The sequence below is a fragment of the Belnapia mucosa genome (assembly GCF_016775475.1).
Taxonomy (GTDB): Bacteria; Pseudomonadota; Alphaproteobacteria; order Acetobacterales; family Acetobacteraceae; genus Belnapia; species Belnapia mucosa.
The window spans coordinates 232,615-257,729 of sequence record NZ_JAEUXJ010000004.1; the positions used below are offsets into that span (position 1 = coordinate 232,615).

Below are 25,115 nucleotides of genomic sequence, written 5' to 3' on the forward strand. Positions count from 1 at the left end.
GAGCAGGCCCGCCCTGTCCAGCGGGGTCAGAACAGTTTCACCCGACCGCGGCGGGCGGCGCCGGCGACTTGCCAGCGCGGCAACTCGCCACCGGCCATGCGGCGGGCCAGCCGGGCCAGCCGGTCGCTGCGGGCTGCGCTGGCCTCCGGCGCGGAGGGCGCCGGCAACGGTGCAGGCTCGGGCGGCGGCGGGGTGGTCTTGCGCGGGCGACGCCGACGGGGTGTGGCGTCGGCGGCCGGGGCGGGTTCGGCGGCCGGTTCGGCCTCGGCTGGGGGTAGCTCCGGCGCTGCAGCGACCGGCTCGGACTCGGCTGGGGGTGGCTCCGGCACTGCGGCAGCCGGCTCAGCCTCGGCAGGGGGCGGCTCCGGAAGTTCGGCGGCCGGCGGCGCGGTCTCGACCGGAGCCGGCTCGGGTTGAGCCTGATCGGGCGGGGGCGGCGGCGGCACGTATTTGGCGAGCAGGGCGCGCAGCGTGCCCACGGTCTCGAAATAGGAGCCGTCGCGGCTGACCAGATATCGCTTCCCGTCCACCGTGAAGATGCGCTGCTGCATGGTCAGGCGCTGCACCTGCAGCTCGGTCGCGGGAAAGAAGGCGCAGCCAATGGCACGGGCCGCGGCGACCTCATCAGGATTAAGGATCAAATTCTGCTCTCGGTTGAATGGGAAGGCCGGGTCACTCTCCCCCAGCCGGGCGATTGTCCCAAGTGAAACCCTGTTGAGCCTCAGGCGCCGTGCAGCAGGCGGTGGGCGTAGCGCCAGGCGGTGAAATAGGTATTCGCCGCCCGGGCCAGATGCGCTTCCCGCCGCCAGGCCGTGGCGTTCCGCTCCAGCGCCGCGCGCCGTTCGGCAAGGCTCGGCACCGCAGCGGTCGCGGCGATCAGGGAATCGGGGAAGGGCTCCAGCCGGAAGGGATCGAGCGCCGCCTCCGGCCGGGCGGCGGCCAGCGCCGCAGCCTCGGCGAAGCCGGCGAGCAGTTCCTCGGCCAGCGCCTCGGGCGGCAGGCGCCGTCGGCAGCAGCGGCCGGAGAAATTGGCCGCGGCAGCGGCAGCGAAATTCACCTCGGTCAGCCAGCCAGGGCCACCGAAATGGTCATAGACATAGGCCGGCAGCCGCATCGCCAGGGCATAAGGCACGGTCTTGCCGATGGTCAGCACGGCATCCGCGTCCTCCAGCGCCGCCGGCTCCAGCCGCCTTCCCTGCACATCGCCGCCCGCGCCCCAATGCTCCACCGTAATGCCGCGCGCCCGCAGCAGGGCGGCGGCTGCCAGCACCTCCTCCGGCGCATGGTTGGAGACGATGAGCAGCCGGCGCAGCGCCGGGCGCGGCAGGCCGGGCGGGCGGTGGAACCGGGCGGGGGCGGCGTTGCGGAAGGGGCGGATCAGCGCCGGGGGCAGCCCAGCCGCGGTGAAATGCGCCCGCGCCTCCTCCCCGGTGACGATGACCGCATCGGCCAGCAACTCCTCCAGCACCACCCCTGGCTGGGTCAGGGACCAGCCGAGATCGAGATGGGCGAAGGCGAAGAGCGTGCGCTCGCGGTCCTCGGGATGCGGCGCGTAGTCCAGCAGCGCCTCCATCCGGGTCTGGATCCAGACGACGTCATAGGTCAGCGGCCGGATGGCGGCAGGGTCGAGATGGAGGGCGCAGCCGGCCGCCGCCGCCATCTCCCGCATCGGCGGATCGAGCGAACAGGCGAGCAGGTCGCAGGCGAAGCCGCGGGCGATCAGATGCTCGGCGACTTCCAGCAGCACGAGCTCAGAGCCGGCGACGACCTCGAAATGCGTGGTGGCGAGCAGGGCCCGTTTCGGCCGGTCGGTCATACGCGGTCCGGGAGGAAGGGGGCGCTGGAGCGGGCGATGGGAATCGAACCCACGACATTCAGCTTGGGAAGCTGACGTTCTACCTCTGAACTACGCCCGCAGCGCAGGATGCACCCTAGCCGGCCTCGGGCGCCGGCTCAAGCCCGGTGCGGCGGCAGGAGGAGGGTTGACCCGCCCCGTCCCCGGCCGCTAACTGCGCCCGGGCCGCGAGGCCCCCTCGCGATTTGTCCGGCCAGCTTGCGGCGAGGTAAAATCAAGCGCGCTAAATCGGCCGTCGAGGGTGCCCCTGCGGCCTCCTCGCGCACCGTCCAGGTGCCGGACGCCATTGGTCTGCCAGGGTGTTCCATCCCATGTCCAAGTCCCTGCCCGAGCGTTCCCTCCGCCCCGCGACCCTGCTCGTCCGCGGCGGCACCAATCGCAGCAACCATGACGAGACCTCGGAAGCGCTCTTCCTCACCTCCGGCTTCGTCTATGACAATGCCGAGCAGGCCGAGGCGACCTTCGCCGGCACTGCCACGCATTTCCAGTATTCGCGCTTCGGCAATCCAACCGTCGCCATGCTGGAAGCACGCCTCGCCGCGCTCGAGGGGGCCGAGGCCTGCCGCTGCACCGCGACCGGGATGGCGGCGGTGCATGCGGCGCTGCTGTCGCATCTGAAGACCGGCGACCGCGTCGTCGCCTCGCGCGCGCTGTTCGGCTCCTGCCACTGGATCATCTCCACCCTGCTGCCGCGCTACGGCATCACCGGCGAATTCGTCGACGGCGCCGATATGGCCCAGTGGGAGGCGGCGCTGTCCCGCCCCGCCGCGCTGGTGCTGCTGGAGACGCCCTCCAACCCGATGCTGGAACTGGTCGACCTGCCGGCGGTCGCGGCGCTGGCGAAGAAGGCCGGGGCGATCGTGGTGGTGGACAATGTTTTCGCCACGCCGCTGCTGCAGAAGCCGCTGACGCTCGGCGCCGATGTCGTCGTCTATTCCTGCACCAAGCACATGGACGGCCAGGGCCGCGTGCTGGGCGGCGCCGTGCTGGGTTCGAAGAAGTGGGTGGAGGAGGTGCTGCAGCCCTTCATCCGCAACACCGGCCCCTCGATCAGCCCCTTCAATGCCTGGGTGGTCCTGAAGGGGCTGGAGACGCTGCATCTCCGCGTGCATGCGATGTGCCGCAGCGCCTCGGCGATCGCCGATTTCCTGGCCGAGCGGGTGGAGGTGCAGCGGGCGCTCTACCCCTATTCCGCCCGGCACCCGCAATATGCCCTGGCCCAGCGGCTGATGTCCGGCGGCGGCACCGTCGTCACCTTCGACCTGGCCGGCGGCAAGGACGCGGCCTTCCGCTTCTGCAACGCGCTGAAGCTGATCGATGTCTCCAACAATCTCGGCGATTCGAAAAGCATGGTGACGCATCCCGCGACCACCACGCATATGCGGATCGGCGCCGAGGAGCGCGCGCGGCTCGGCATCAGCGACGGCACGATCCGCCTCTCGGTCGGTCTGGAGGATGTGGCCGACCTGATCGATGACCTCGCCGAGGCGCTGGACGCCGCGGGCGAGGCGGTGGCGCGCGCCGCGGAGTAGCGCCGGCGCGGGGGGCTGTGGCAGGCTCGGGGCCCCGGCCGGATGGAAGGCGGGTGGGCGTGGTGCGCCTGCCTGCCGCTCTGTCGGCCGCTAGCAGGAAAGGGATGACCGCCGATGCCTGCCGACCGGGAAGGCCAGGGCGCCCGCCACCCCGGCTACAGTGCCGTGACCCGCGACGTGCGCGTCTCGGTCCGCACCTTCTACCTAGCCGACCAGTCGGACCCGGCCCGCAACCACTTCGTCTGGGCCTATAGCATCACCATCGCCAATGAGGGCCGGCAGACGGTGCAGCTGCTCAAGCGCACCTGGCTGATCACCGATGCCCAGGGGCGCACCCAGCGGGTGCATGGCGATGGCGTAGTGGGGGAGCGGCCGGTGCTCGATCCGGGCGAGAGCTTCGAATACACCTCGGGCACGCCGCTTTCGACGCCTTCCGGCTTCATGCGCGGCACCTACCACATGGTGCTGGCCGATAGCGGCGAGGGTTTCGACGTGGCGATCCCGACCTTCAGCCTCGACAGCCCGCACCAGATGGGGCGGGTCCACTGAGGCGCGTTACTCGGGACCGGCGGGCCAGCCGACCTTCCGCTCGTAATGCTTGGAATACTTGTCGGTGATGAGTTCGGTCTTCACCACGATGCAGACATCGGTGGTGTTGAATTGCGGGTCGAGCACCGCGCCATCGCCGACGAAGCCGCCGAGCCGGAGATAGCCCTTCACCAGCGGCGGCAACTCGTTCAGCACCGCGCGGATATCGAGCCCGGCGGGGTCCAGCCGGCCCATCGGGATATAGCGTTCCGGCAGGGCGCGCGGGCGAATCGCCGGCGGTGCCAGATGATGCGCATGCAGATAGGTCAGCGCCGGCGCCAGGGAATCGAGATCCGTGCCCGGCAGGCTAGCGCAGCCGAACATCAGGTCGATGCGGTGGCGGAAGACATAGGCGGCGATGCCGCGCCAGAGCAATTGCAGCGTGCCGCGGGTGCGGTGATTGGCATCGACGCAGGATCGGCCGAGTTCCAGGATCGGCCCTGGCAGCGCCACCAGCGGGGCGATGTCGTATTCCGATGCTGAATAGAACCCGCCCGCCGCCGCGGCCGCGTTGCGGCGGATCAGCCGGTAGGTGCCGACGACCGAACGCGGCCCCTCCCCCAGGTCATGGTCGATGACCAGCAGGTGGTCGGCGACGGCGTCGAACCGATCGCGGTCGCGGGCCGAGGCGAGCGTCTCCTCATCCGGATGGGCCCCCATCTCCTCGTAGAAGATGCGGAAGCGGAGCGCCTGGGCGGCATCCACCTCCTCCGCCGTCTCGGCAATGCGGACGCCGAGGTTGCCGGCCCGCAGTTCGCCGAAGCCGGCCTCCCGATCGGGGGCGAGGAGCAGGGGCGAGACCGTCATCGCCGGTCGCCGCTCATGCGCCGGAGCTCCGCCGCCCGGGCCGACGCGGGCCCGCCGGCGGCTTCTGGTCGGGGAAGCGGCGGCCGAACAGCTCCAGCCGGTGATCGACCAGTTCGAAGCCGAGCCGGGCGGCGATCTCCTGCGCCAGCTGCTCATGCCGCGAATCGGCGAATTCGATGACCTTGCCGGTATCGACATCGATCAGGTGGTGGTGGTGGCCATGCTCGGTCGGCTCGTAGCGGGCACGGCCGCCGCCGAAATCATGGCGTTCGAGGATGCCCTTCTCCTCCAGCAGCCGGACGGTGCGATAGACCGTGGCGATGGAGATGCGGCTGTCCTGCGCCACGGCGCGGCGGTACAGCTCCTCGACATCAGGGTGGTCCTCGCTCTCGGAGAGGACGCGGGCGATCAGTCGGCGCTGCCCGGTCATCTTCAGGCCGCGTTCGATGCACAGCCTTTCGATGCGGGAAATGCCCTCACGGTCGGCGGGAGCGGGCGTATCCATGCGGCGACCATAGACCCTTGGCGCGCCCGCGACCATGGCGGAGGCGGGTGCGTGGCGAGAGCAGAGCCTGGCGGGCGGCTAGCTGTAGCGCGCCGGCTGACGCCGCCCCCGCAACGAGAAGCGGGAGCCGGCGAGAGGCGCGCCAGTACCCTCAGGCGGTCTTGGCTGCTGCTGCCGCTGCAGCCGGAGCCGCTGCCTCGCGCCGGCCACCACGCGGCGGGCGACCACGCGGCTTGGTGCCGAGGCCGATCTTCTTGGCGAGAGAAGAGCGATGCTTGGCGTAATTCGGCGCCACCATCGGATAATCGGAGCCGAGGCCCCAACGCTCCCGGTATTGCTCGGGCGTGAGGTTGTAGGAGGTCTGAAGATGCCGCTTCAGCATCTTGAGCTTCTTACCGTCCTCGAGGCAGATCAGGTATTCGGGGGTAATCGATTTCTTGACCGGGACCGCAGGCTGCGGCCGATCCGGCTGCGACTTCACGATCGGCTGCCCAACGGAAGCGAGGCTCTTGTATACTTCCTGGATCAGGTTCGGCAAATCGGCCAGGGAGACCGGGTTGTTCGATACATGAGCCGCGACGATTTCCGCAGTCAGTCCCAGCAGATCGGCAGCAGGGGTTTCTTCAGCCATTGGGCGTGTCTTCCCGATTCTCGTCTGGACGCTATAGTGCGATCAGCTGCCGTTTCGCAATCCGTTTCGTGCGATAGAAGGGCAAGAAACCTTGAGTTTTATCTCCGCGAAAGAACTGGTTGGTGACCGGACCCTCGACATTACCGCCGAGACTTGTCCGATGACCTTCGTGCGTGTCCGTTTGGCACTGGATCGGATGACCAGCGGCGAGACGTTGTTGGTCCGCCTCCGTGGCGAGGAGCCGCGCCGCAATATTCCCCGCACCGCCGTCGAACAGGGCCATGCCCTGCTGGAGGAGGAAGACCGGCCGGACGGCACCGCCCTGCTGCTGCTCAGGAAGGGCTGAGATCCCGCCGCAGGACCAGCGCATCGGCACCATCCGCATAGTAACGGCGGCGACGCCCGACCTCGGCGAACCCCGCGGCGCGATAGAGCGCCAGCGCCGCCGCATTGCCCTCCGCGACCTCGAGGAACATCGCGGCCGCGCCGCGCAGGATGGCGCCCTGCATGGCGCCGGCCAGCAGCTCTGCGCCCGAACCCTGGCGACGCCGCGCGGGCGCCACGGCCAGGGTCAGGATTTCCGCTTCATCCGCGACGGCGCGCGCCAGCACCAGCCCCGCCCCCGGCTCCCACAGGCCGAAGGCGCCGGGCATGCCGAGCATCAGCGCCATGGCATCTGGCCCCCAGGCCTCAGTCGGCGGAAAGGCGGCCGCGTGCAGCGCGGCGAGCGCCGCCGCATCGTCCGGCCCGGCCGGCCTCATCCCGGCGGCCGCACCGCCGGCGGCTCGACATAGAGCGGCCGAGCTTCGCGTGGCGGCAGCCGGCCGGCCAGGCGCAGCGCTGCCACCAAGCCGGCCGCAGCAGCATCCGGCAGACGGGATTCAGTCAGCAGCGCATCCTCGCCGCGCGCCGCCAGCCGGGCGGCGACCGCCAGCGCGGCATCGCCGGCAACCGCGACCGGCCCCCTGGGCAGCGGCAGCTCAGCCTCGGTCACTGGCTCGGGCAATGCGGTGGCGGCGAGGCTGCCGGGTGGGATGCGCTCCAGCAGCACCCGGCCACGGCGGTTGTCCACCACGGCCCAGACAGCGCGGCTGGCGCGCACAGCCTCCGGCACCGCCGCCGCCAGCGCCTCGCCGGTGGTGACGCCGATCAGTGGTCGGCCAGCGGCAAGGCCGATCCCCTCCGCCAGGGCCAGGGCAGCGCGAAGGCCGGTGAAGCCTCCCGGCCCCACCACCACCGCCACGGCATCGAGCTGGGTGGCGCGCAGCCCCGCCTCGGCCAGCACCGCCTCGGCCATGGGCGGCAGCAGCGCGGCATGGCCCCGGTCCCCCGCCTCGGCGCGGGCGGCACGCAGCACCCCATCCTCCAGCAGGGCCGCGGAACACCGTGCAAGCGCCCCGTCGATGGCCAGGATGCGCGCCATGTCAGAGTGCGAGTTCGACCATCACCGGCACATGGTCGCTGGCCTGGGGCCAGTTGCGGGCCGGCTTCAGCACCTGGTGCCGCGACAGCGTGCCGGCGAGGTCCCCGCTGACCCAGACATGGTCCAGCCGCCGGCCCCGATCCGAGGCTTCCCAGTCCTTCGCCCGGTAGGACCACCACGTATAGAGCTTCTGGTCGGAGGGGACGAAATGCCGCAGCGCGTCGTGCCATTCCCCGGCGGCCTGCCAGCCGGTCAGCGCCTCCACCTCGACGGGTGTGTGGGAGACGACGCCGAACATCTGCTTGTGGCTCCAGACATCATGCTCACACGGGGCGATGTTCAGGTCGCCAACCAGCACGCTGCGCCGGGCCGGGCCGCGGCTCCGGGTCCATGCCGTGGCCTCGGCGACGAAGTCCAGCTTATGGGCGAATTTCGGGTTCACCTCGCGGTCGGGCGTGTCGCCGCCGGCGGGCACATAGAAATCATGCAGCTCGATCGGCCCGCCCGGCACGTCGAGGGCGACGCCGAGATGCCGGCAATCCCCCTTCGAGCACCAGTTCGGGTCGTCATGGCGGATCTCGAACGGGATGCGGGAGAGCACCGCGACCCCGTTATAGCCCTTCATCCCCCGATGGGCGATGTGCGGGAAGCCCTGGGCCCGGATCTCCTCCAGCGGGAAGAGCTCGTCCGGGCATTTGGTCTCCTGCAGGCAGAGCACATCGGGGTCGAGCGCCGCCACCAGTTCCGCCAGCAGCGGACGCCGCAGGCGGACGGAGTTGATGTTCCAGGTGGCGATGCGCAGCGTGGCCATGGTCAGACGATTCGCGTCCGGACCTCGCCCACGCCCTCGACGAAGCCTTCCAGCAGGTCGCCCCGCTGCACGGCGGCCACGCCTTCCGGCGTGCCGGTCATGATGAGGTCGCCGGGCGCCAGGCGCACGAGATGGGAGAGGTTGGAGATCACCTCCGGCACCGACCAGATCAGCTTCGAGAGGTCGGAGGTCTGGGTGACCTTGCCGTTCACCTTCAGCTCGATTTTCCCCTTGGAGACATCGACGCCCTTGGCCGGCACCAGCGCGCCCATCGGCGCCGAATTGTCGAAGCCCTTGCCCATATCCCAGGGGCGGCCGGTCTTCTTCGCCTCGTTCTGGATGTCACGGCGGGTCATGTCGAGTCCGGCGCAATAGCCCCAGACATGGCCCATGGCATCCGCCACGCTGATATTGGCGCCGGCCGAGCCGATCGCCACCACCAGTTCCATCTCATGGTGGAGCTGCTTGGTCAGCGGCGGGTAGGGCATGTCGGCGTCGTTCACCACCAGCGCATCGGCCGGTTTCGCGAAGTAGAAGGGCGGCTCGCGAGTCGGGTCGCTCCCCATCTCGATCGCATGCTCGGCGTAATTCCGGCCGACGCAGAAGATGCGGCGCACCGGGAACATCTGGCTACTGCCCTTGATGGGGACGGCGGCGACCACCGGCGGCACGATGACGTAGTCGGACATTCCTCGGAACCTCTTGCGGATTGGGGGCCGCGCCGAGCCATAGCAGCGCCGGGCAGGGCCCGGAAGCCCGCGGCACCGCGCCCAGGTCTTCAGAACCGGTTCAAGCATTCGCCCATAAGTTGATGAAGAAGCGAAAAAAAGCGCCCGGACAGGGGGGTGTCCGGGCGCCGCACTAAAAGTTCCGATCGGAATGGTCGGGCGAGCCGGTAGGGGAAACCGGGCATCACCACCGGCTTTTAAGGCAGCCGATGGTCATAGATTAGCGACTCGCTGACCCAGACGCAAAAGGCGTTTGCGCGATCCAGCCATGCGACTGTGTCCAGGCACATAAGTCACGCAGGCGTGATCTCAGTGCTACTCCGCCGCTTGAGGCAGGACCCGCCGCGCCGCCCAGGCCGCCGTCGCCCTGCCGAACTGCTCCAGCAGGCCGCGGCTGACGGCATCCTTCTCCCAGTCGTATTCCGGGTGCCACTGCACGCCATAAGCGAATCCCGTCGCGTCACGCACGCGCACCGCCTCGATCGTGCCATCCGGCGCCCAGCCCTCGGCCACCAGCCGCGGCGCCAGGCGGGCGATGCCCTGGTTATGGAGCGAGTTCACCGGAATCTCGGTGGCTCCGGCGATGCCGGCGAGCAGGGTGCCTGGCGTCAGCCGAACCTGATGCGCCTTGCCGGTGCGGATACGCGGCAGCTTCTGGTCCGAGGGGGTGGAGTGGTCCATCCGCCCTGAAAGATCCTGGATCCGCTGGTCGAGGCTGCCGCCGAGCGCCACGTTCAGCTCCTGGAAGCCGCGGCAGATCGCGAGCACCGGGACGCCGGCCGCGATGGCGGCGCGGATCAGCGGCAGGGTGGTCGAATCCCGCGCGATGTCCTCGGGCGTGCCCTCAGCATGGGGTGGGCCCTCGTAGAAATCGGGGCAGACATTGGACCGGCTGCCGGTCAGGATCAGCCCGTCAAGCCGGGGCAGGATCTGCGGCGCCAGCGCCTCCCCGGCCGCGGGCAGCAGCACAGGGATGCCGCCCACCGGTCCGAGCACGACGCGCACATAGCTGTCCGAGGCTGCATGGTTCGGCGTGGCGAAGACGCCGAAGGCCTTCACGCAGCAGGAGATGCCGATCAAAGGTTTCATCGTATTGACAAGGTCGCGCGCGATTGCGGCGCGATCAAGATGATGAGGCCGCTATCCGCCATCAAATCGTCATTGCGGAATGCCAAGTTCCTCGCGGAAGCGCGGATCGTTGAAGTCGAAGAGCCGGCTGGAAAAGCGGGTGCCGTATTCGGGCTGATAGAGGCTGACCCGCGTCTCCTGCCCCTGGGCATCGACCACCGCCCATTGCTTCAGCTCCACCGGGTTGTCGGCGAAGACGAGGGTCAGCCGACCTTCCGCCGCCTGGCCGGTGCGATACAGGGTGATGCGGATCAGCCCGCCGGAGCGCTCCACCCGGCTGACCGTGACATCGCCTGACAGCCGCACATCCTCGCGCAGCAGGATGCCGAGCGGGGTGGAGCCGAGCGGCAGGGTCGTCGCCTGCTTCAGTTGCCGGTCGAAATAGAAGAACTGGCCATGGCTGGCGACCAGCAGCAGCGGCTCCGGCGGGTCGTATTCGAAACGCATGGCACCGGGGCGCTGGATCCAGGCGGTGCCCTCGGCCGCGGCGCCATTCTGCGCGATCTGCAGGAAGCGCGCCTTCACGCTGCGCAGCGCGCCGAGCCAGGCCTCGGCCCGGGCAATATCGGCGCGGTCGCGGTCGGACAGGCTCTGGGCGGCGGCGCGGGCGGCCGGGGCCAGAAGCGCGGGCAAGGCGAAGAGGGTGCGGCGGTTCATCACCTGCCATGTGGACCGGTCCGGCGCCGGGGAAAAGCCCCGCCGGATCGTGAACGCCATACCGGACCCGTGATTCCCCAAGCCCGGCCAGGGCAGCGACGATGCGCTGACCGCCCTGTGCGGGCCGAGGATCATGGTCGAGACCCTGTCACCCCTGTTGCTGCCTGACTGGCCGGCATCGGTCGTGCCCAGCCCGCCGCGCATCGCCGTGGTGGTGAGCGGCCCGGCCGCGTCCATGCCGCTCTGCCTGCTGGCCCTGCAGCGGCAGCGCACGGCGGCCGGGCTGCGGCCGTCTGCGGGCGGAATCGCCGTGGTGTTGGCGCCCGAGGAAGGGCCGGCCCGGCTGCGGCCGCTTCTGGCGGGGATCGAGCCCCACCTCCCCTTCCCGCTGCGGATTGAGGCGACGCCGGGCGCCGAGCCCGGCTGGCGGGCCGCGTTGCGGCAGGCCGCCGATTGGGTCGGGCCCGAGGGCATGGTGCTCTCCACGCGGGCCGATGCGGCGCCCGAGCCGGGCTGGATCGCCGCCCATGCCGCCGCCATCGCCGCTGGGGCCGAGGCTGGTGCCGGTATCATCCGGCCGCCCAGCCTCCCCTGCCCTGCCCGACGCTACGCCCTGCTGCTGGAGGCGATCGCCGCCCGGCTGGATCCGCTGGCCGAGCATCTCCCGCCACCGGCCGAGGCGGCCCACAACCTCGCCTTCCGCGCCGGCATCCTGCCGGATGCGCTGCCGCCCGGCGGTGCGCCCGCCTTGCTGGCCCTGCTGCGGGCCCGGGATGCCACGATCCGCCTGGTCGCCGGGGCCGTCGTCGGCGCCGCCCTGCCCCCGCCGCCGGTGGAAGGGCTGCGCGCGGCCTGCCGGCGGGTCACCGCGCGGGCGATGCTGCGGCGGCTTTGGGAGGACGGAATCGGCATCGTCCTGCCGGAGAACGAGGCGCTGCGGCATCTCGCGCGGCGGCTCGGCCTGCCGGCCGGGGCGCTGGCGGCACTGCTCGGCACCCGGCATTTCGGCGCCGCCTGGGCGGCGGTGGAGGCAGCGAGCTCCATGCTCGCGCTGCAACCCCTGCCCGCCACGGCGCTGGCAGGGGAGACGCGGCGGGCCAGGCTGTTGCTTGCCTGGCTCCGCCTTGCCGGTCAGCGGGCCGGCGGACGGCCGGCGGGCGCCGCCATGCCGGGCGGCAGCTGCATCGGCTGGTAGCCGGCCGGCGGGCGGAAGCGCGCCGGGTCCTGCGTTCCATAGGCGACATTGGTCGCCTCGACCGAGCCGCTCTGCCCCGCATGGGTGCCGGTGCTGCGGAGCATGACGCCATCCGCGGTCAGGCAGGCCTCGCCGGTATTGCCGCCATCCTCGTATTTCCAGACCGTGCAGGACTGGCCGGCGATGGTCTCGCTGCCGCCGCGGGTGAAGCGGGCGCTGGCGGGCGGCTGGCTCGGCATGGCGGCGCCTTCCATCGGCACATCCATCACCATCCGCTGCGCTTCCATCACCACGAAGACCTTCTGGGCCTTCTGGTCGACGACCGACCAGCCGATGCCGCCCGGCATGTCGACGCGCATCTTGCCCTCGCCGGTCAGCCAGGACATCCGCATCTCCTGTCCCTGCGGCGCGCCGGGCGAGCCGCCGACCAGCCGGTAGGTGACGCTGACATCGCGGGTCGGCTGGAGCGGGGGCCGGTCCTGCGCGAAGGCAGGGGCGGCGATCAGGCAGGCCAGGGCCAGGGCAGCGCGCATCAATCCTCCTCGACGCGGCGCGTCAGCACCTCCCGCTTGCCGACATGGTTGGCGGGGCCGACGACGCCTTCCTTTTCCATCTGTTCGATCAGCTTGGCCGCGCGGTTGTAGCCGATATTCAGATGCCGCTGAATGAAGGAGGTGCTGGCCTTGCCCTCGCGGCTGACCAGCGCCACGGCCTGGTCGAACAGGCCTTTTTCGCTGTCGCTGCCTGCGGCGATGCCCGAGAGGGAGGGGCCATCGCCACCCTCCAGCTCCTCCTCCGCCTCGGTCACTTCCTCGACATAAGCCGGCTCGCCCTGCTCGCGGAGATAGTTGACCACCTTCTCCACCTCCTCGTCGGAGACGAAGGGGCCATGGACGCGGGCGACGCGGCCGCCGCCCGCCATGTGCAGCATGTCGCCCTGGCCGAGCAGCTGCTCGGCGCCCATCTCGCCGAGAATGGTGCGGCTGTCGATCTTGCTGGTGACCTGGAAGCTGATGCGGGTCGGGAAGTTGGCCTTGATGGTGCCGGTGATGACATCGACCGAGGGGCGCTGCGTCGCCATGATCACATGGATGCCGGCGGCGCGGGCCATCTGCGCCAGGCGCTGCACCGCCGCCTCGATCTCCTTGCCGGCGACGATCATCAGGTCGGCCATCTCGTCGATGACGACGACGATCATCGGCAGCGGGGCGAGGGCCAGGGGCTGCTCCTCGAAGACCGGCTTGCCGGTCTCGGGGTCGAAGCCGGTCTGCACCTTGCGGGTCAGCACCTCGCCGCGGCGGCGGGCTTCCTGCACCTTCTCGTTATAGCCGCCGATATTGCGGACGCTGATCTGCGACATGGCGCGGTAGCGCTTCTCCATCTCGCGCACCGTCCATTTCAGCGCGCCGATGGCCTTGGGCGGCTCGGTCACGACCGGGGCCAGGAGATGCGGGATGCGGTCATAGACCGACAATTCCAGCATCTTCGGGTCGATCATGATGAAGCGGCATTCCTCCGGGCTGAAGCGATAGAGCAGCGAGAGGATCATGGTGTTGATGGCGACCGACTTGCCCGAGCCGGTGGTGCCGGCGATCAGCAGATGCGGCATGCGGGCGAGGTCGGCGATCACCGGCTGGCCGCCGATATCCTTGCCGAGGGCCAGCGGCAGCCGGCCGGGATGGCGCACCCATTCCTCGGCGGCCATCGACTCGCTGAAATAGACCGTCTCCCGCTTCGCATTCGGCAGTTCGATGCCGATGACGTTGCGGCCGGGCACGGTGGCGATGCGGACCGCCGTGACATGCATGTTGCGGGCGATATCGTCGGCGAGGCCGATGACCCGGGCCGATTTCGTCCCCGGCGCGGGTTCCAGCTCGTACAGCGTGACCACCGGGCCCGGGTTGATGGCGGCGATGCGGCCGCGCACGCCGTAATCCTCCAGCACCTGCTCCAACAGCCTGGCATTGGCCTGCAGAGCCTCCTCCGAAGGACGGCCGACGCGCTTGGCCGGCGGCTCCTGCAGCAGGGAGAGCGGCGGCAGGCGCCAGGGGCTGTCCCGCAGGTCCAGCTGCGGCTGGCGGGTCGGCTCGGGCCGCTTCGGCAGCGGCGGGGTGGCCGGCTTGGTCGGGCGGGTGATGACCGGCGGCGGGGCGGCGGCGATCACCGGTTCCTGCCGCGGCCCATGGGAGACCGGCGCGGCCGCGGCGGCATCGGCGGCGCGCAGCACGCGGACGAGGTCATTGGCCGGCGGCGCCACGGGACGGCGCCGGCGCAGGCGGAACAGGCTGGCAATGCCACCGCCGATCCGGCCGAACAGGCCGCGCGCGCCACGGGCCCCGGCCCCACCGGCGCGGCTGATCCCGGCGGCACCGAATCGGGCGACGCCCCCGGCCCCGGCCCGGGCGGCCCGGCCGAGGCCGATCCATTCGCCGGGCGAGAGGCCGAGCGCCGCGACTGTCAGCGCCAGCGCCAGGGCAACCAGCGCCACATCTCCGAGCAGCTTGCCGAAGGGGCCGAACAGCGCCTGGGTGCGGAGCGCGAGGCCGCCGCCGATGATCTCGCCGGCGACGCCGCCCGGGCCGGCGCTGGTCGGCAGGCCGGCGGGCAGCGGCGCCAGGACCAGCATGGCGGCCAGCAGCGGCAGCGCCGCTAGCAGCGCCGCCAGCCGGGCGGGGAAGAGGCCGAGGCCACGATGCGCCGCCAGCCGCCAGGCCCAGCCGAGCAGGGCGAGGCCCGGCAGCGCCGCAGCCCAGCCGAAGCCCTGCAGCAGCACATCCGCCACCACCGCCCCGGTCGCGCCGGCGAGGTTGGCCGGCGCGCGGGCCGTCGCGGTCGAGAGCGAGGGATCGGCGGCGTCGTAGCTGGCCAGCGCCAGCAGCAGGCCGAGCCCGGCCAGGGCGCAGATCAGGCCCAGGCATTCATGCAGCCGGCGCCGCAGCGCGGCCTTCACCGCTGGCGAGGCGAAGCGGCGGACGCCGCCCTGGGCGGCATTTCCGCCCGCCTGGGAACGGGTGCTGGAGGTGGTGCTGGGCCGGTCGGAGGCACTCAGGCGGGGCGCAGGCATGGGGCGCGGAATCCGGTTCAGAACAGTCCCCAAGGATAGCGCGTAAAGGGTTGCCGGACCAAGGAATCAACAAGAAGGGCGCCGACCCTGCGGCCGGCGCCCTGTCACCATTCCGGAGCGGGAGGATCAGAAGACGCGGCTGAGGGTGAAGAGCACCCGGCCGTCGCAGATGCGCTGGCCGCCATCGGCCCGCCCGGCCACGGGGGCGCATTCGCGCTTGCTGATATCCGTCCCATACCAGCCGACCGCCGCAGTCACGCCGGCATAGATCTCACGCGAGACGCCGATCGAGTACCAGAGATAGTCGGGCGTGCCGAAGAAGGCGTTGCGCTGGATCCACTGATGACCCAGCCGACCGGAGGCGGTGAAGCCATAGGGCAGCGTCACATCGGCGCCACCCTCGATATAGAAGCCATCGCCCGAGCGGCCGAAGAAATTGGGCGAATAGTTGAAGGCACCGAGCAGCTTCACGGTATCGATCGTGTAGGTCGCCTTGACCGCGACCTCATGGTACTCGTTCAGCTGCGTCCCCGGCGCCTTGTCCTGGCCCGGATAGAGATAGCCCACATAGCCCACATCCAGCGCGACGCCGGCCAGTTCGAACCGGTAGCCGGCGAGGATGTCGAGTTCCTGCCGCGTGTCGTTCCAGGGATTGGCCAGGAACTTCGCGTTGCTGACGAAGGTGCCGATATAGAAGCCGCTCTCGTGCTGGATGTCGGCGGTGCCCTGGAAGGCCCAGTTGTTGCGCGTCTGGCTGATGCCGCGGAAGAGGTAGTCGTTCGAGACGGCGGGCGTCAGCGTGACTGTCAGGCCCAGCTGTTCGATCGTGGTCTGCGCCGCCGCCGGGAGCGCCGGCAGCACCAGGGCCGCGGCCGCGATGCAGGCATTGCGGATCGCCGTGAGCGGCCGGGCGAGAAGGCCGGGCTGAATTCTCATCTCTGCTTAACCCCCAGGTTTCGATTGGGTAACGTCAATGGATAAAAAAAGGGCCGGAGGGGGCGATCCCCATCCGGCCCATCCTGGATCAGGCGATGCGCTCGCCGTGCTGGGTGACGTCGAGACCCTCGCGCTCCTCCTCCTCCGGCACCCGGAGGCCGACGATCACGTCGGTGACCTTCAGCAGGATGAAGCTGGCGATCGCGGTGTAGCCGATGACGGCGACGGTCGCGTACACCTGGGTCAGGAACTGGTCGAAGGACCCGCTATAGCCATCCGGCACTGCCGTGGTGGCCGAGAGGGCGCCATAGGCGAAGACGCCGGTCAGCAGGCTGCCGATGATGCCGCAGACGCCATGCACGCCGAAGGCATCGAGGCTGTCGTCATAGCCGCAGAGATGCTTGAGGCCGGTCGCACCCCAGAAGCCGCCGAGGCCCGCGACGACGCCGATGATCAGCGCCGGCACCGGCAGCACGAAGCCGCTGGCGGGGGTGATGGCGACGAGGCCCGCGACCGCGCCGGAGATGGCGCCCAGCACGCTCGGCTTGCCCTTGGTCGCCCATTCGGCAAACAGCCAGGTGAGCGCCGCGACGCCCGCCGCGATCTGGGTGACCAGCATCGCCATGCCCGCGCGCGCGCCGGCCCCACCGGCCGAGCCCGCATTGAAGCCGAACCAGCCCACCCAGAGCAGTGCGGCGCCGATGACCGCCAGCGCCAGGTTGTAGGGCGACATGTTGTCATGGCCGTAGCCGACGCGCTTGCCGAGGACGAGGGCGCTGACCAGGCCCGCCACGCCGGCATTGATATGGACCACCGTGCCGCCGGCGAAGTCGAGCGCGCCGAGGGCGAAGATCCAGCCATTCGGATGCCAGACCCAATGGGCGATCGGCGAATAGACCAGCAAGGACCACAGCACGCTGAACAGCACCATAGCGCTGAACCGCATGCGGTCGGCGAAGGCGCCGGTGATGAGGGCCGGGGTGATGATGGCGAAGGTCATCTGGAACATCAGGAAGACCGTCTCGGGGATGGTGAAGGCCACCGCCCCGTCGCCGCTGCCGAGCGTAAAGGGCTTGTCCCAATTCTCGGCCAGGCCTGAGAGGAAGAGCTTCGACAGGTCGCCGAACCAGGGGCCGCCCTCGCCGAAGGCGATGCTGTAGCCGGCCACCATCCAGACCACCGTCACCAGCGCGGTGATGGTGAAGCTCTGCATCATGGTCGCCAGCACGTTCTTCTTGCGGACCATGCCCGCATAGAACAGCGCCAGGCCGGGGATGGTCATCATCAGCACCAGGGCGGTGCTGATCAGCATCCAGGCGGTGTCGCCGGTATCGATCTTCGGGCCATCCTGCGCCATGGCCGGTGTCGCGGCGAGCAACGCGACGGCCAGCGGCGCCAGCGCGCGTGCGGGCATCCTCATCATTATTGTCCCCTGCATCCTACGTGAGCGGTAGCGGCCTAGAGCGCCGCGGTATCGGTCTCGCCGGTGCGGATGCGCAACGCGCGCTCCACATCCAGCACGAAGATCTTCCCGTCGCCGATCTTGTCGGTGCGGGCGGCCCGGGCGACGGCTTCGAGCACGGCATCCACCAGCTCGTCCGCGACCACGACCTCGATCTTGATCTTGGGCATGAAACTGACCTGGTACTCGGCACCACGGTAGATTTCCGTCTGCCCCTTCTGGCGGCCGAAGCCCTTCACCTCGGTCACCGTCAGTCCCTGCACTCCGAGCGGGGTGAGCGCTTCGCGCACCTCGTCCAGCTTGAAGGGCTTGATGAACGCCATCACCAGCTTCATCTGCCCGTATTCCTCCTCAAAGGGTCCCGGGCGAGCTTGCAAACAAATCTCGTGCCAACCGGGAACCCCAGGCGGACCGGGCATTCGCGTCACGCAACTTTGCAGTGCTGCCGCATTTTGCGGCAGGAAGTCCAGAAGACAGGCGCCATTCGTCCGGCACCCGCAGCAGGGGCATGGACCACCGGCCCGACCCATGGGATGAGCGCGACATGACATCGATCCCCGAAATGGCGGCCTGCGTGATCGGCGCCGGCCCGGTCGGCGCCACCCTCGCCGCGACGCTCGCCGCCGCGGGCCTGCCGGTCGCGGTAGTGGACAATGCCCCGCTGCCGCCCATGGCCCTGCCGGATTTCGACGGCCGGGCCTATGCCATCGCCCTCACCTCGCAGCGGCTGCTGGCCGCGGCGGGCATCTGGGAGAGGCTGCCGGCCGAGCCCTGCGCCATCCGCCGCATCCGCGTCGCCGATGGCCGGCCCGGCGAGCCCCCCTCCCCGCTCTCGCTGGCCTTCGATGCCGGGGAGGTCTCGGCCGATCCCTTTGGCTACATGGTCGAGGCGCGGAGCCTGCGGCTGGCCCTGAACGCCGCCCTGCCGACCCTGCCCAACCTGCATGTCTTCGCGCCGGCGACGGCGACGGTGGAGCGGCAGGCGGAGGGGGCCACGATCCGGCTCTCGACCGGGGAGGTGCTGCGGGCCCGGCTGGTGGTCGCGGCCGAGGGGCGCAACAGCCCGCTCCGCCGCGAGGCCGGCATCCGTGCGACCACCCTCGACTACCACCAGATCGGCATGGTCGGCGCCTTCGCGCATGAGCATCCGCATGAGGGCATGGCGCTCGAGCAGTTCCTGCCGAACGGGCCCTTCGCCCAGCTGCCGCTGGCCGGGCCGGACCGGTTCGGGACTGCGGCCTATCCGCATGCCTCCGCCTTCGTCTGGGCCGACCGGACGGCGATCGCACGGCGGATGCTGGCGCTGGACGATGACGGCTTCGGGCGGGAGCTGGCACGGCGGCTCGGCGGCCATCTCGGCGCGGTGCGGCCGATCGGGCGGCGCTGGTCCTACCCGCTCTCCGCCCTGCTGGTGGAGCGCTGGACGGATACCCGCCTCGCCCTGATCGGCGATGCGGCACATGGGGTGCACCCGATCGCCGGCCAGGGACTCAATCTCGGCTTCCGCGACGTGGCGGCCCTCGCTGAGGAGGTCATCGATGCCTGGAATGCCGGCGGCGATCCCAGCGCGCCCGGGGTGCTGTCGCGCTACCAGGCACGCCGCCGGCCCGACACGCTGCTGATGCTGACCGGGATGCATGCGCTGGAGCGGTTGTTCGGCAACGACTTCACGCCGGTGCGGATCGCCCGCCGGCTCGGCATCGCGGCGGTGGACAGGCTGCCAGGGCTGAAGCGGGCCTTCGCCCGGCAGGCGATGGGGCTGGGGCCGGGAGTCACGGGGCTGCTGGCAGGGCAGCCCTTGTTGAAGCCGAGCGGCGGGCCGGCCTAGCCCCGCCGCCGTGGCGGCGGGTCCCGGCTCAGCCCCTTCTCCGCCAGTTCCCGCTCATAGGCGGCCCAACGCTCCGCATGTTCAGCGCCCAGCCGGTGCAGGTAGTCCCAGCTATAGATCCCGCTGTCATGCAGGTCGTCGAAGGCGATGCGGATGGCGTAGTGGCCGACCGGCTCCAGGCGGAGGATGCCGACCTCGCGCCGGCCGCTGACCAGCACCTTCTGGCCCGGCCCATGCCCCTGCACCTCGGCCGAGGGGCTTTCGACCCGCAGGTATTCGGCCGGCAGGCTGAAGCGGCTGCCATTGTCGAAGGCAACCTCCAGCAGGCGCTCGGCCCGCTTCAGCCGGATCTCGGTGGGCGTCGGCATCCTAGTCGTCGAGCCGCCGGGCCTCGTCCGGCAGCATGATCGGGATGCCGTCGCGGATCGGATAGGCCAGCCGCGCCTGGTCGCTGATCAGCTCGCCCGCGGCGCGGTCGTAGCGCAGCGGACCCTTGGTCAGCGGGCAGACCAGGATCTCCAGCAGGGCAGGGTCCACCTCGCCCGCGGGCGCGGCATCCTTCGTGATATCGCTCATGGTGTGGTCCTCTAGCTCGGCCGCCGGCCCGGCGGCGCATCGGCGGATGCCGTGCCATGGACGCCCATCTGGAGCAAGGCGATCAGCATCGCGGCGCGGTCGGAGGGCGTCGCCGCCTCCAGCAGGGCCTGCTTCTCCGGCACCTCGAAGGGGCAGACCATGGCCAGGGTCAGAACCAGCATCCGGTCCGAGGTCTGCTCGATGGCGTCCCAATTCGCCTCGATCCCGCGCGCCTTGAAGAAGGGGCGCAGCGCGCCGAGCAGCGCCGGCCGGTCCACCGCCTCCGCCGCGCCGGATTCGAGATCGGTCTGGAAGGGCGCGTAATCCGCCCGGACCCGGCGATAGCCGCGGCGCATCTCCAGCTCCTCGGCAACCCGGAAGCGGATCATCCCCGTCAGGGTGATGAGGAAGCGCCCGTCCTCGGTCTCGGCGAAGGAGGTCAGGCGCCCGAGGCAGCCGATGCGGTAGAGGCCGGGCCCGGTCGCCTCACGCGGCGCGGCCGGGTCGGGCTGGATCATCCCGAACATCCGGCCGGCCGCCAGGCTGTCCTCGGTCATCGCCAGATAGCGCGGCTCGAAGATATTGAGCGGCAGCCGCCCCTCCGGCAGCAGCAGGGCGCCGGACAGCGGGAAGACCGCGATCTCGGCAGGCAGCGCGGCAGGATCGATCGGGGCGGCCACGAAACCCGCGCTACCGGAACAGCAGCGAGGACAGCTTGCGCCGTCCCGCCACCGTGGCCGGATCGGCGAAGCCCCAGGCCTCGAAGAATTTCAGCAGCTGCTTGCGCGCCGCCTCCTCGTTCCAGGTCCGGTCGCGCTTGATTGCATCGAGCAGCGCATCGGCCGCCGCGGCACGGTCGCCGGCGGCATTCAGCGCCACGGCGAGGTCGATCCGCGCCGCATGGTCGTTCGGATCGGCGGCCAGCCGCGCCTCGAATTCCGCGAGCTGGGCGCGGGCGCGGCGGCCTTCCGAGGCCAGTTCCAGCGCGCTGCGGATCGAGGCGATGGCGGCATGGTCCGTGATCTTCGGCGGCAGGTTCTCCAGCACCTGCAGCGCCTGCTCCTCCTGGCCGAGCTCCATCAGGCTGCGGGCGACGCCGGCGAAGGCCTCGGCATTCTCCGGGTCTTCCTGGACCAGCGCGCCATAGAGCTGGAGCGCGCCCTGGTGGTCGCCCTCCTCGGCGGCGGCCTTGGCCTCGGCCAGCAGGTCCGCGGCCGGCATCTGGCCGCCGGCCAGCTTCAGCAGCCCCTCGACGAAGCGCTTGATCTCGCCCTCGGGCAGCGCGCCCTGGAAGAGGTCGGCGATCTGGCCCTGCCAGAAGGCGGCGACCGTCGGCACGCTCTGCAGCGGCAGGCCGAGCTGGGTGAGCTGCTGGACCAGCGCCCGGTTCTTGTCGATATCGATCTTGACCAGCTTCACCCGCCCACCGGCGGCGCGCACCACCTTCTCGATCGTCGGGGTCAGCGTCTTGCAGGGGCCGCACCAGGTGGCCCAGAAATCGACCAGGATCGGCGTTTGGCGGCTCGCCTCCACCACATCCTGCATGAAGGTCCGCTGATCGCCATCCTTGATCAGGTCGGCGCCGCCGGCAGGGGCACCCGCGGCGGGGCTGGCCTGGCGGTTCGGGTCGAAGATGACGTCCATATCGGGTGTTCCTTGGGCTGGCTCATAGATGCGCCGGTATGGCGCAAGGGCAATGGGCAGGGCGCAGATGGTAGGCGCCCGGCCCCGGTTTCAATCCGTCAGGCGGCGGGGGGCGGCAGCTCCAGCACTTCCGGCCGATGGCCCAGGCTTTCGAGGAAGCGCAGCAGATCGGCCGGGCGGATGGCGGTGGTCATGCTGTTCACCAGCGGGTGGAAATGCACCCAGGCGTAGCTTCGCAACAATCCGGCATCGAGCACGATCCGCACCGCGCCGGGCGGGGCATTGACCATGCCGAAGGGGGTCACCGAGCCGGGCTCGACCCCGAGCAGGCGGCGGAGATCCTCGGGCGGGGCCATCTCCACCCGCCCGGCCCCGGCGGCGCGGGCCAGGACGTTGACGGAGACCTTCCGGTCCTCCTCCAGCACCGCCAGCAGATGCGGACCGGGTCCCGACCTGGCCGGGCGGAGGAAGAGGTTCTTGCTGTGGCCGCCCTGGAGGGTGCCGCGCAGGGCCTGGCTTTCCGCCACGGTGAAGACCGGGGCGTGCTCGGTGGTCGTCGTCTCGATGCCGAGCGCGGCGAGGCGCGCCAGCAGGCCTTCGGGGGATTCCAGCATTCAGTCCAGCTTCACGTTGTTGGCGCGGATGATGGTGCCCCAGCTCTCCGTCTCGCTGTCGAGCCAGGCGCGGAAGGCGGCCGGGCCCTCGGCCCGGACCTCGCCGCCCAGGTCGCCGATGCGGCGGGCGATCTCCGGCTGGGCAAGGGTCGCGCGCAGCACCTCGTCCCAGCGGGCGAGCATGGCGGGCGGCGTCCCGCCCGGCAGCAGCACGCCCTGCCAGGTCCCGCTATCGACCGCAGGCCAGCCGAGCTCCCGGAAGGTGGGCAGCGCCGGGAAGGGCGGCAGCCGGTGCGGGCCGGAGACGGCGATGCCGCGCAGCGTGCCGTTCTGCACGAAGGGCTGGGTCGCCGTCGCGCCGTTGATGATGAGGTTGGCCTCGCCGCTTCCCGCCGCCGCCAGCGCCGCGGCGCCGCCACGATAGGGGACGAAGACCGGCTCCACGCCCCAATGCTGGGCCAGCATCAGCGCTGTCAGGTGATTGGCGGCGCCGATGCCGGAATGGGCGACATTCACCCGGTTCGGATTGGCCTTGGCGAAGGCGACCAGCCCTGCCGCATCCTGCGCCGGCAGGCTGGGATGCACGGCCAGGATATAGGGCGCGTAGATCAGCATGGTGGCCGGGGCCAGGTCGCGCCGGATGTCGAAGGGCAGGCGGCTGTACAGGCTCGGCGCGGTCGCCAGGATGCCGGCATCGATCAGCAGGATGGTATGGCCATCCGGCGCCGCCTTCGCCACCGCATCGGCGCCGAGATTGCCCGCCGCGCCGGGCCGGTTCTCCACCACCACCGACTGGCCGAGCTGTCGGGTCAGCTCGGGCGCCAGGATGCGGGCCAGGATGTCGCTGGTGCCGCCCGGGGCGAAGGGCACGATGATGCGGATCGTGTGATCGAAGGCCGGCTGGGCGAGCGTCGGCGCTGCCAGCGGAAGCGACAGCAGGGCCGGCGCGGAGGCCAGCAGGCGGCGGCGATGCAGCATCGGTCTCTCTCCCGGCGGTCGTTGCGCCCAGCCTAGCACCGGCGGCGCCGGGCCCAAACCCGTCCATCCCGGCGCGGGTCTAGGCGCGGGCGGTGCCGCTGCTACCATCCGCCCCCTCACCCCCCCCAAGGAGCCACGGCCATGAGCGATCCCGCGGATTACGTGCCCCCCAAGGTCTGGACTTGGAACAAGGCCAGCGGTGGCCGCTTCGCCAATATCAACCGCCCCATCGCCGGCCCGACCCATGAGAAGGAGCTGCCGGTCGGCCGCCATCCGCTCCAGCTCTACTCGCTCGGCACGCCGAACGGCGTGAAGGTGACGATCATGCTGGAGGAGCTGCTGGCCCTCGGGCATAGCGGGGCCGAATACGATGCTTGGCTGATCAAGATCGGTGAGGGCGACCAGTTCGGCAGCGGCTTCGTCGCCATCAACCCGAATTCCAAGATCCCCGCCCTGCTCGACCGCAGCGGGCCGGAGCCGATCCGCGTCTTCGAATCGGGCGCCATCCTCATGCATCTCGCCGAGAAATTCGGCGCCTTCCTGCCGAAGGAGGTGGCGAAGCGCGCCGAATGCCTGTCCTGGCTGTTCTGGCAGATGGGCTCGGCGCCCTATCTCGGCGGCGGGTTCGGGCATTTCTACGCCTATGCGCCGACCAAGATGGAATACCCGATCGACCGCTTCGCCATGGAGACCAAGCGCCAGCTCGACGTGCTCGACCGGCGCCTGGCCGAGAGCGAGTATCTGGGCGGCGCGGACTACACCATCGCCGATATCGCGGTCTTCCCCTGGTATGGCGGGCTGGTGAAGGGCTGGCTCTATGGCGCCGCGGAGTTCCTCGACGTGCAGTCCTACAAGCATGTCAACCGCTGGGCCGACCAGATCCATGCCCGCCCCGCCGTGCAGCGCGGCCGCATGGTCAACCGCGTCCAGGGCGAGCCCTCGAGCCAGCTCCACGAGCGGCATGAGGCCAGCGACTTCGAGACCAGGACGCAGGACAAGCTCGCCCCTCAGGGCTGACGGCGCAGCCGCCTGACCGTAGCGGCGAGGCGGAGGCGAAAGCCTCCCCTCGCCTGCTGGCCGAAGCTGCTGCGCAGTGCCTGCCACCCCGCCGCCAGCAGCGCCCGCCCGGCCGCGCCCAGCCGGTGCAGGAATGCCCGCGCCGCGACCCAGGCCGGGATACGCTCCAGCCAGGCATGGCCGAGTTCCAGCAGCCGGACCGCATGGCCATAGGCCCAGGCGAAGCTCCGCACCTGCAGCATCTTCGGTCTGGCGATGGCGAAGAGCCGGGCGGAAAAGGCAACACCCACCACCTTGGCGCCCACCAGCAGCAGCACGCCGAGCACGACATGCCCGTGCAGGAACAGCCAGAGCTCGCCGAATTTCAGCAGCGGGATGAAGAAGAGGAAGGGGAGGACGAAGACCGCCACCACCGCCCGGGGGCTCAGCCGCGCCACCGCCCCTTCCAGCAGCGCGAAGACCGGCAGGCGCGAGAGCAGATGGCCGAGCGCGGTCAGCGGCCGCCAGACCACCCGTTCCAGCAGGACGAAGGCGACCGCGAGCACCGTCACCGGCGAATGGACAAGGCGACGGAGGCGGCGGTTCCGGTCAGGCGTCATGGCAGGGGGCTTAACACGACCGGCCCTCTAATAGATGCCCATGGCCAGCCCGGCCCCGAGCGCCGCACCGAGTTCGGCGCAGCGGTCCAGCCCCTCGGGCGGGATGGTCTTGGGGGCGAGGATCGCCTCCGGCGTCTGCGCCCGGGTGCAGAGGATCAGCGGCTCCGCGACCGGCCGCAGCCGCCAGCCGGTGGCGATGCGGGCGAGTTGGCGGGCGGCATTGGTGCCGTCGCTGCCGGCGCAGATCATCGCCGCATAGGGCCGGCCGTTCAGCCGGCCGAGGGCCGGGTAGTAGCACCGGTCGAAGAAATCCTTCATCGGCCCCGACAGTGCCGCCAGCGTCTCCGGCGTGGCGAAGAGATAGCCATCAGCGGCCAGCACATCTTCCGGCCCCGCCTCGGGCGCCGGCAGCAGCCGCACCCGGACCTCGGCCGCGGCAGCCTCCCTGGCGGCCTGGGCGGCAGCCTCGGCCATCTGCCGCGTGCCGCCGGTATTGGAATGGAAGACCAGCAGCAGGGTCTTCACCCCGGCGGCTCC

30 protein-coding genes, 1 tRNA gene and 1 riboswitch are annotated in these 25,115 nt (G+C 70.5%); of the genes, 6 read left to right on the plus strand and 25 right to left on the minus strand.

Annotation, left to right across the window (positions count from 1 at the left end; all coding sequences use genetic code 11):
- Nucleotides 1-26: 26 nt before the first annotated feature.
- The 3 genes from JMJ55_RS11985 to JMJ55_RS11995 form a co-directional block, all read right to left on the minus strand.
- Nucleotides 27-641, minus strand: a complete 615-nt coding sequence (locus JMJ55_RS11985; protein WP_202825787.1) for a hypothetical protein — start codon at nt 639-641, stop codon at nt 27-29.
- Nucleotides 642-721: 80 nt separating this feature from the next.
- Nucleotides 722-1,816: a hypothetical protein gene (locus tag JMJ55_RS11990; protein WP_202825788.1), complete on the minus strand. Its 1,095-nt coding sequence runs from the start codon at nt 1,814-1,816 to the stop codon at nt 722-724.
- 25 nt (nt 1,817-1,841) lie between these two features.
- A tRNA-Gly gene (locus JMJ55_RS11995) sits at nt 1,842-1,916 on the minus strand.
- Nucleotides 1,917-2,022: 106 nt separating this feature from the next.
- Nucleotides 2,023-2,103, plus strand: a riboswitch (SAM riboswitch).
- A 63-nt stretch (nt 2,104-2,166) separates the two neighbouring features.
- On the opposite strand from JMJ55_RS11995, the gene metZ reads away from it, so the two are divergent.
- The gene (gene metZ, locus JMJ55_RS12000; RefSeq protein ID WP_202825789.1) at nt 2,167-3,387 is read left to right on the plus strand and encodes an O-succinylhomoserine sulfhydrylase; all 1,221 of its coding nucleotides are present in this window, start codon (nt 2,167-2,169) and stop codon (nt 3,385-3,387) included.
- Between the two features lie 114 nt (nt 3,388-3,501).
- On the plus strand, nt 3,502-3,936 hold the full coding sequence (gene apaG / locus JMJ55_RS12005) for a Co2+/Mg2+ efflux protein ApaG (protein ID WP_202825790.1): 435 nt from the start codon (nt 3,502-3,504) through the stop codon (nt 3,934-3,936).
- Between the two features lie 6 nt (nt 3,937-3,942).
- Here apaG and JMJ55_RS12010 read toward each other — a convergent pair whose 3' ends face one another.
- The 3 genes from JMJ55_RS12010 to JMJ55_RS12020 form a co-directional block, all read right to left on the minus strand.
- Nucleotides 3,943-4,782, minus strand: a complete 840-nt coding sequence (locus tag JMJ55_RS12010) for a GNAT family N-acetyltransferase (protein ID WP_202825791.1) — start codon at nt 4,780-4,782, stop codon at nt 3,943-3,945.
- Between the two features lie 13 nt (nt 4,783-4,795).
- Entirely contained in the window at nt 4,796-5,287 is a 492-nt protein-coding gene (locus tag JMJ55_RS12015) for a Fur family transcriptional regulator (protein WP_236033646.1), read from the minus strand.
- A 151-nt stretch (nt 5,288-5,438) separates the two neighbouring features.
- Nucleotides 5,439-5,918 (minus strand): MucR family transcriptional regulator, encoded by a 480-nt coding sequence (locus JMJ55_RS12020; RefSeq protein WP_202825792.1) that lies wholly within the window; start codon nt 5,916-5,918, stop codon nt 5,439-5,441.
- Nucleotides 5,919-6,078: 160 nt separating this feature from the next.
- Between JMJ55_RS12020 and JMJ55_RS12025 the strand changes: the two genes are divergently transcribed.
- Nucleotides 6,079-6,264, plus strand: coding sequence for a sulfurtransferase TusA family protein (locus JMJ55_RS12025; protein ID WP_202825793.1), 186 nt, complete (start codon nt 6,079-6,081; stop codon nt 6,262-6,264).
- On the opposite strand, the gene JMJ55_RS12030 is transcribed toward JMJ55_RS12025, so the two are convergent.
- The 6 genes from JMJ55_RS12030 to JMJ55_RS12055 all read right to left on the minus strand — a co-directional run bounded on the left by JMJ55_RS12030 (nt 6,251) and on the right by JMJ55_RS12055 (nt 10,665).
- On the minus strand, nt 6,251-6,679 hold the full coding sequence (locus JMJ55_RS12030) for a GNAT family N-acetyltransferase (protein WP_202825794.1): 429 nt from the start codon (nt 6,677-6,679) through the stop codon (nt 6,251-6,253). The genes JMJ55_RS12025 and JMJ55_RS12030 overlap by 14 nt on opposite strands.
- Nucleotides 6,676-7,341, minus strand: a complete 666-nt coding sequence (tsaB, locus tag JMJ55_RS12035) for a tRNA (adenosine(37)-N6)-threonylcarbamoyltransferase complex dimerization subunit type 1 TsaB (protein WP_202825795.1) — start codon at nt 7,339-7,341, stop codon at nt 6,676-6,678. The genes JMJ55_RS12030 and tsaB overlap by 4 nt, the downstream gene beginning before the upstream one ends.
- Before the next feature lies 1 nt (nt 7,342).
- Nucleotides 7,343-8,152: an exodeoxyribonuclease III gene (locus tag JMJ55_RS12040; RefSeq protein ID WP_202825796.1), complete on the minus strand. Its 810-nt coding sequence runs from the start codon at nt 8,150-8,152 to the stop codon at nt 7,343-7,345.
- A gap of 2 nt (nt 8,153-8,154) precedes the next feature.
- A complete protein-coding gene (locus tag JMJ55_RS12045; RefSeq protein WP_202825797.1) occupies nt 8,155-8,841 on the minus strand; it encodes a fumarylacetoacetate hydrolase family protein in 687 nt (228 codons plus the stop codon).
- 354 nt (nt 8,842-9,195) lie between these two features.
- Complete coding sequence (locus JMJ55_RS12050; protein WP_202825798.1) at nt 9,196-9,969, minus strand: gamma-glutamyl-gamma-aminobutyrate hydrolase family protein; 774 nt, start codon at nt 9,967-9,969, stop codon at nt 9,196-9,198.
- 69 nt (nt 9,970-10,038) lie between these two features.
- Nucleotides 10,039-10,665, minus strand: a complete 627-nt coding sequence (locus JMJ55_RS12055; protein ID WP_202825799.1) for a LolA family protein — start codon at nt 10,663-10,665, stop codon at nt 10,039-10,041.
- A gap of 133 nt (nt 10,666-10,798) precedes the next feature.
- Between JMJ55_RS12055 and JMJ55_RS12060 the strand changes: the two genes are divergently transcribed.
- Nucleotides 10,799-11,860 (plus strand): hypothetical protein, encoded by a 1,062-nt coding sequence (locus JMJ55_RS12060; RefSeq protein WP_202825800.1) that lies wholly within the window; start codon nt 10,799-10,801, stop codon nt 11,858-11,860.
- Here the strand turns inward: JMJ55_RS12060 and JMJ55_RS12065 are convergent.
- The 5 genes from JMJ55_RS12065 to JMJ55_RS12085 form a co-directional block, all read right to left on the minus strand.
- Nucleotides 11,797-12,393 carry a DUF4412 domain-containing protein gene (locus tag JMJ55_RS12065; RefSeq protein WP_202825801.1) on the minus strand — a complete coding sequence of 199 codons (597 nt, stop codon included), beginning with the start codon at nt 12,391-12,393 and terminating at the stop codon, nt 11,797-11,799. The genes JMJ55_RS12060 and JMJ55_RS12065 overlap by 64 nt on opposite strands.
- Nucleotides 12,393-14,924 carry an FtsK/SpoIIIE family DNA translocase gene (locus JMJ55_RS12070; RefSeq protein ID WP_202825802.1) on the minus strand — a complete coding sequence of 844 codons (2,532 nt, stop codon included), beginning with the start codon at nt 14,922-14,924 and terminating at the stop codon, nt 12,393-12,395. The genes JMJ55_RS12065 and JMJ55_RS12070 overlap by 1 nt, the downstream gene beginning before the upstream one ends.
- Before the next feature lie 126 nt (nt 14,925-15,050).
- The gene (locus JMJ55_RS12075) at nt 15,051-15,860 is read right to left on the minus strand and encodes a TorF family putative porin (RefSeq protein ID WP_202825803.1); all 810 of its coding nucleotides are present in this window, start codon (nt 15,858-15,860) and stop codon (nt 15,051-15,053) included.
- 88 nt (nt 15,861-15,948) lie between these two features.
- Nucleotides 15,949-17,280 carry an ammonium transporter gene (locus JMJ55_RS12080; protein WP_202826067.1) on the minus strand — a complete coding sequence of 444 codons (1,332 nt, stop codon included), beginning with the start codon at nt 17,278-17,280 and terminating at the stop codon, nt 15,949-15,951.
- Nucleotides 17,281-17,318: 38 nt separating this feature from the next.
- Nucleotides 17,319-17,657, minus strand: a complete 339-nt coding sequence (locus JMJ55_RS12085; RefSeq protein ID WP_202825804.1) for a P-II family nitrogen regulator — start codon at nt 17,655-17,657, stop codon at nt 17,319-17,321.
- A 209-nt stretch (nt 17,658-17,866) separates the two neighbouring features.
- On the opposite strand from JMJ55_RS12085, the gene JMJ55_RS12090 reads away from it, so the two are divergent.
- Nucleotides 17,867-19,150, plus strand: coding sequence for an FAD-dependent monooxygenase (locus JMJ55_RS12090; RefSeq protein WP_202825805.1), 1,284 nt, complete (start codon nt 17,867-17,869; stop codon nt 19,148-19,150).
- Here JMJ55_RS12090 and JMJ55_RS12095 read toward each other — a convergent pair.
- The 6 genes from JMJ55_RS12095 to JMJ55_RS12120 form a co-directional block, all read right to left on the minus strand.
- A complete protein-coding gene (locus JMJ55_RS12095; protein ID WP_202825806.1) occupies nt 19,147-19,518 on the minus strand; it encodes a gamma-butyrobetaine hydroxylase-like domain-containing protein in 372 nt (123 codons plus the stop codon). The genes JMJ55_RS12090 and JMJ55_RS12095 overlap by 4 nt on opposite strands.
- Before the next feature lies 1 nt (nt 19,519).
- Complete coding sequence (locus JMJ55_RS12100) at nt 19,520-19,726, minus strand: Trm112 family protein (protein ID WP_202825807.1); 207 nt, start codon at nt 19,724-19,726, stop codon at nt 19,520-19,522.
- A gap of 11 nt (nt 19,727-19,737) precedes the next feature.
- On the minus strand, nt 19,738-20,406 hold the full coding sequence (locus JMJ55_RS12105) for an LON peptidase substrate-binding domain-containing protein (RefSeq protein WP_202825808.1): 669 nt from the start codon (nt 20,404-20,406) through the stop codon (nt 19,738-19,740).
- A gap of 10 nt (nt 20,407-20,416) precedes the next feature.
- Nucleotides 20,417-21,370 (minus strand): tetratricopeptide repeat protein, encoded by a 954-nt coding sequence (locus JMJ55_RS12110; protein ID WP_202825809.1) that lies wholly within the window; start codon nt 21,368-21,370, stop codon nt 20,417-20,419.
- A 98-nt stretch (nt 21,371-21,468) separates the two neighbouring features.
- A complete protein-coding gene (locus JMJ55_RS12115) occupies nt 21,469-21,984 on the minus strand; it encodes a prolyl-tRNA synthetase associated domain-containing protein (protein WP_202825810.1) in 516 nt (171 codons plus the stop codon).
- The gene (locus JMJ55_RS12120) at nt 21,985-22,962 is read right to left on the minus strand and encodes a Bug family tripartite tricarboxylate transporter substrate binding protein (protein ID WP_236033647.1); all 978 of its coding nucleotides are present in this window, start codon (nt 22,960-22,962) and stop codon (nt 21,985-21,987) included. It abuts the gene before it with no gap.
- A 141-nt stretch (nt 22,963-23,103) separates the two neighbouring features.
- Here JMJ55_RS12120 and yghU point away from each other — a divergent pair, with 141 nt between their 5' ends.
- On the plus strand, nt 23,104-23,979 hold the full coding sequence (gene yghU / locus JMJ55_RS12125) for a glutathione-dependent disulfide-bond oxidoreductase (protein ID WP_202825811.1): 876 nt from the start codon (nt 23,104-23,106) through the stop codon (nt 23,977-23,979).
- Here yghU and JMJ55_RS12130 read toward each other — a convergent pair.
- Together JMJ55_RS12130 and JMJ55_RS12135 are read right to left on the minus strand one after the other, a co-directional pair.
- Nucleotides 23,970-24,578, minus strand: a complete 609-nt coding sequence (locus JMJ55_RS12130) for a hypothetical protein (RefSeq protein WP_202825812.1) — start codon at nt 24,576-24,578, stop codon at nt 23,970-23,972. The genes yghU and JMJ55_RS12130 overlap by 10 nt on opposite strands.
- Before the next feature lie 27 nt (nt 24,579-24,605).
- Nucleotides 24,606-25,103 (minus strand): flavodoxin family protein, encoded by a 498-nt coding sequence (locus tag JMJ55_RS12135; protein WP_202825813.1) that lies wholly within the window; start codon nt 25,101-25,103, stop codon nt 24,606-24,608.
- Nucleotides 25,104-25,115 lie beyond the last annotated feature (12 nt).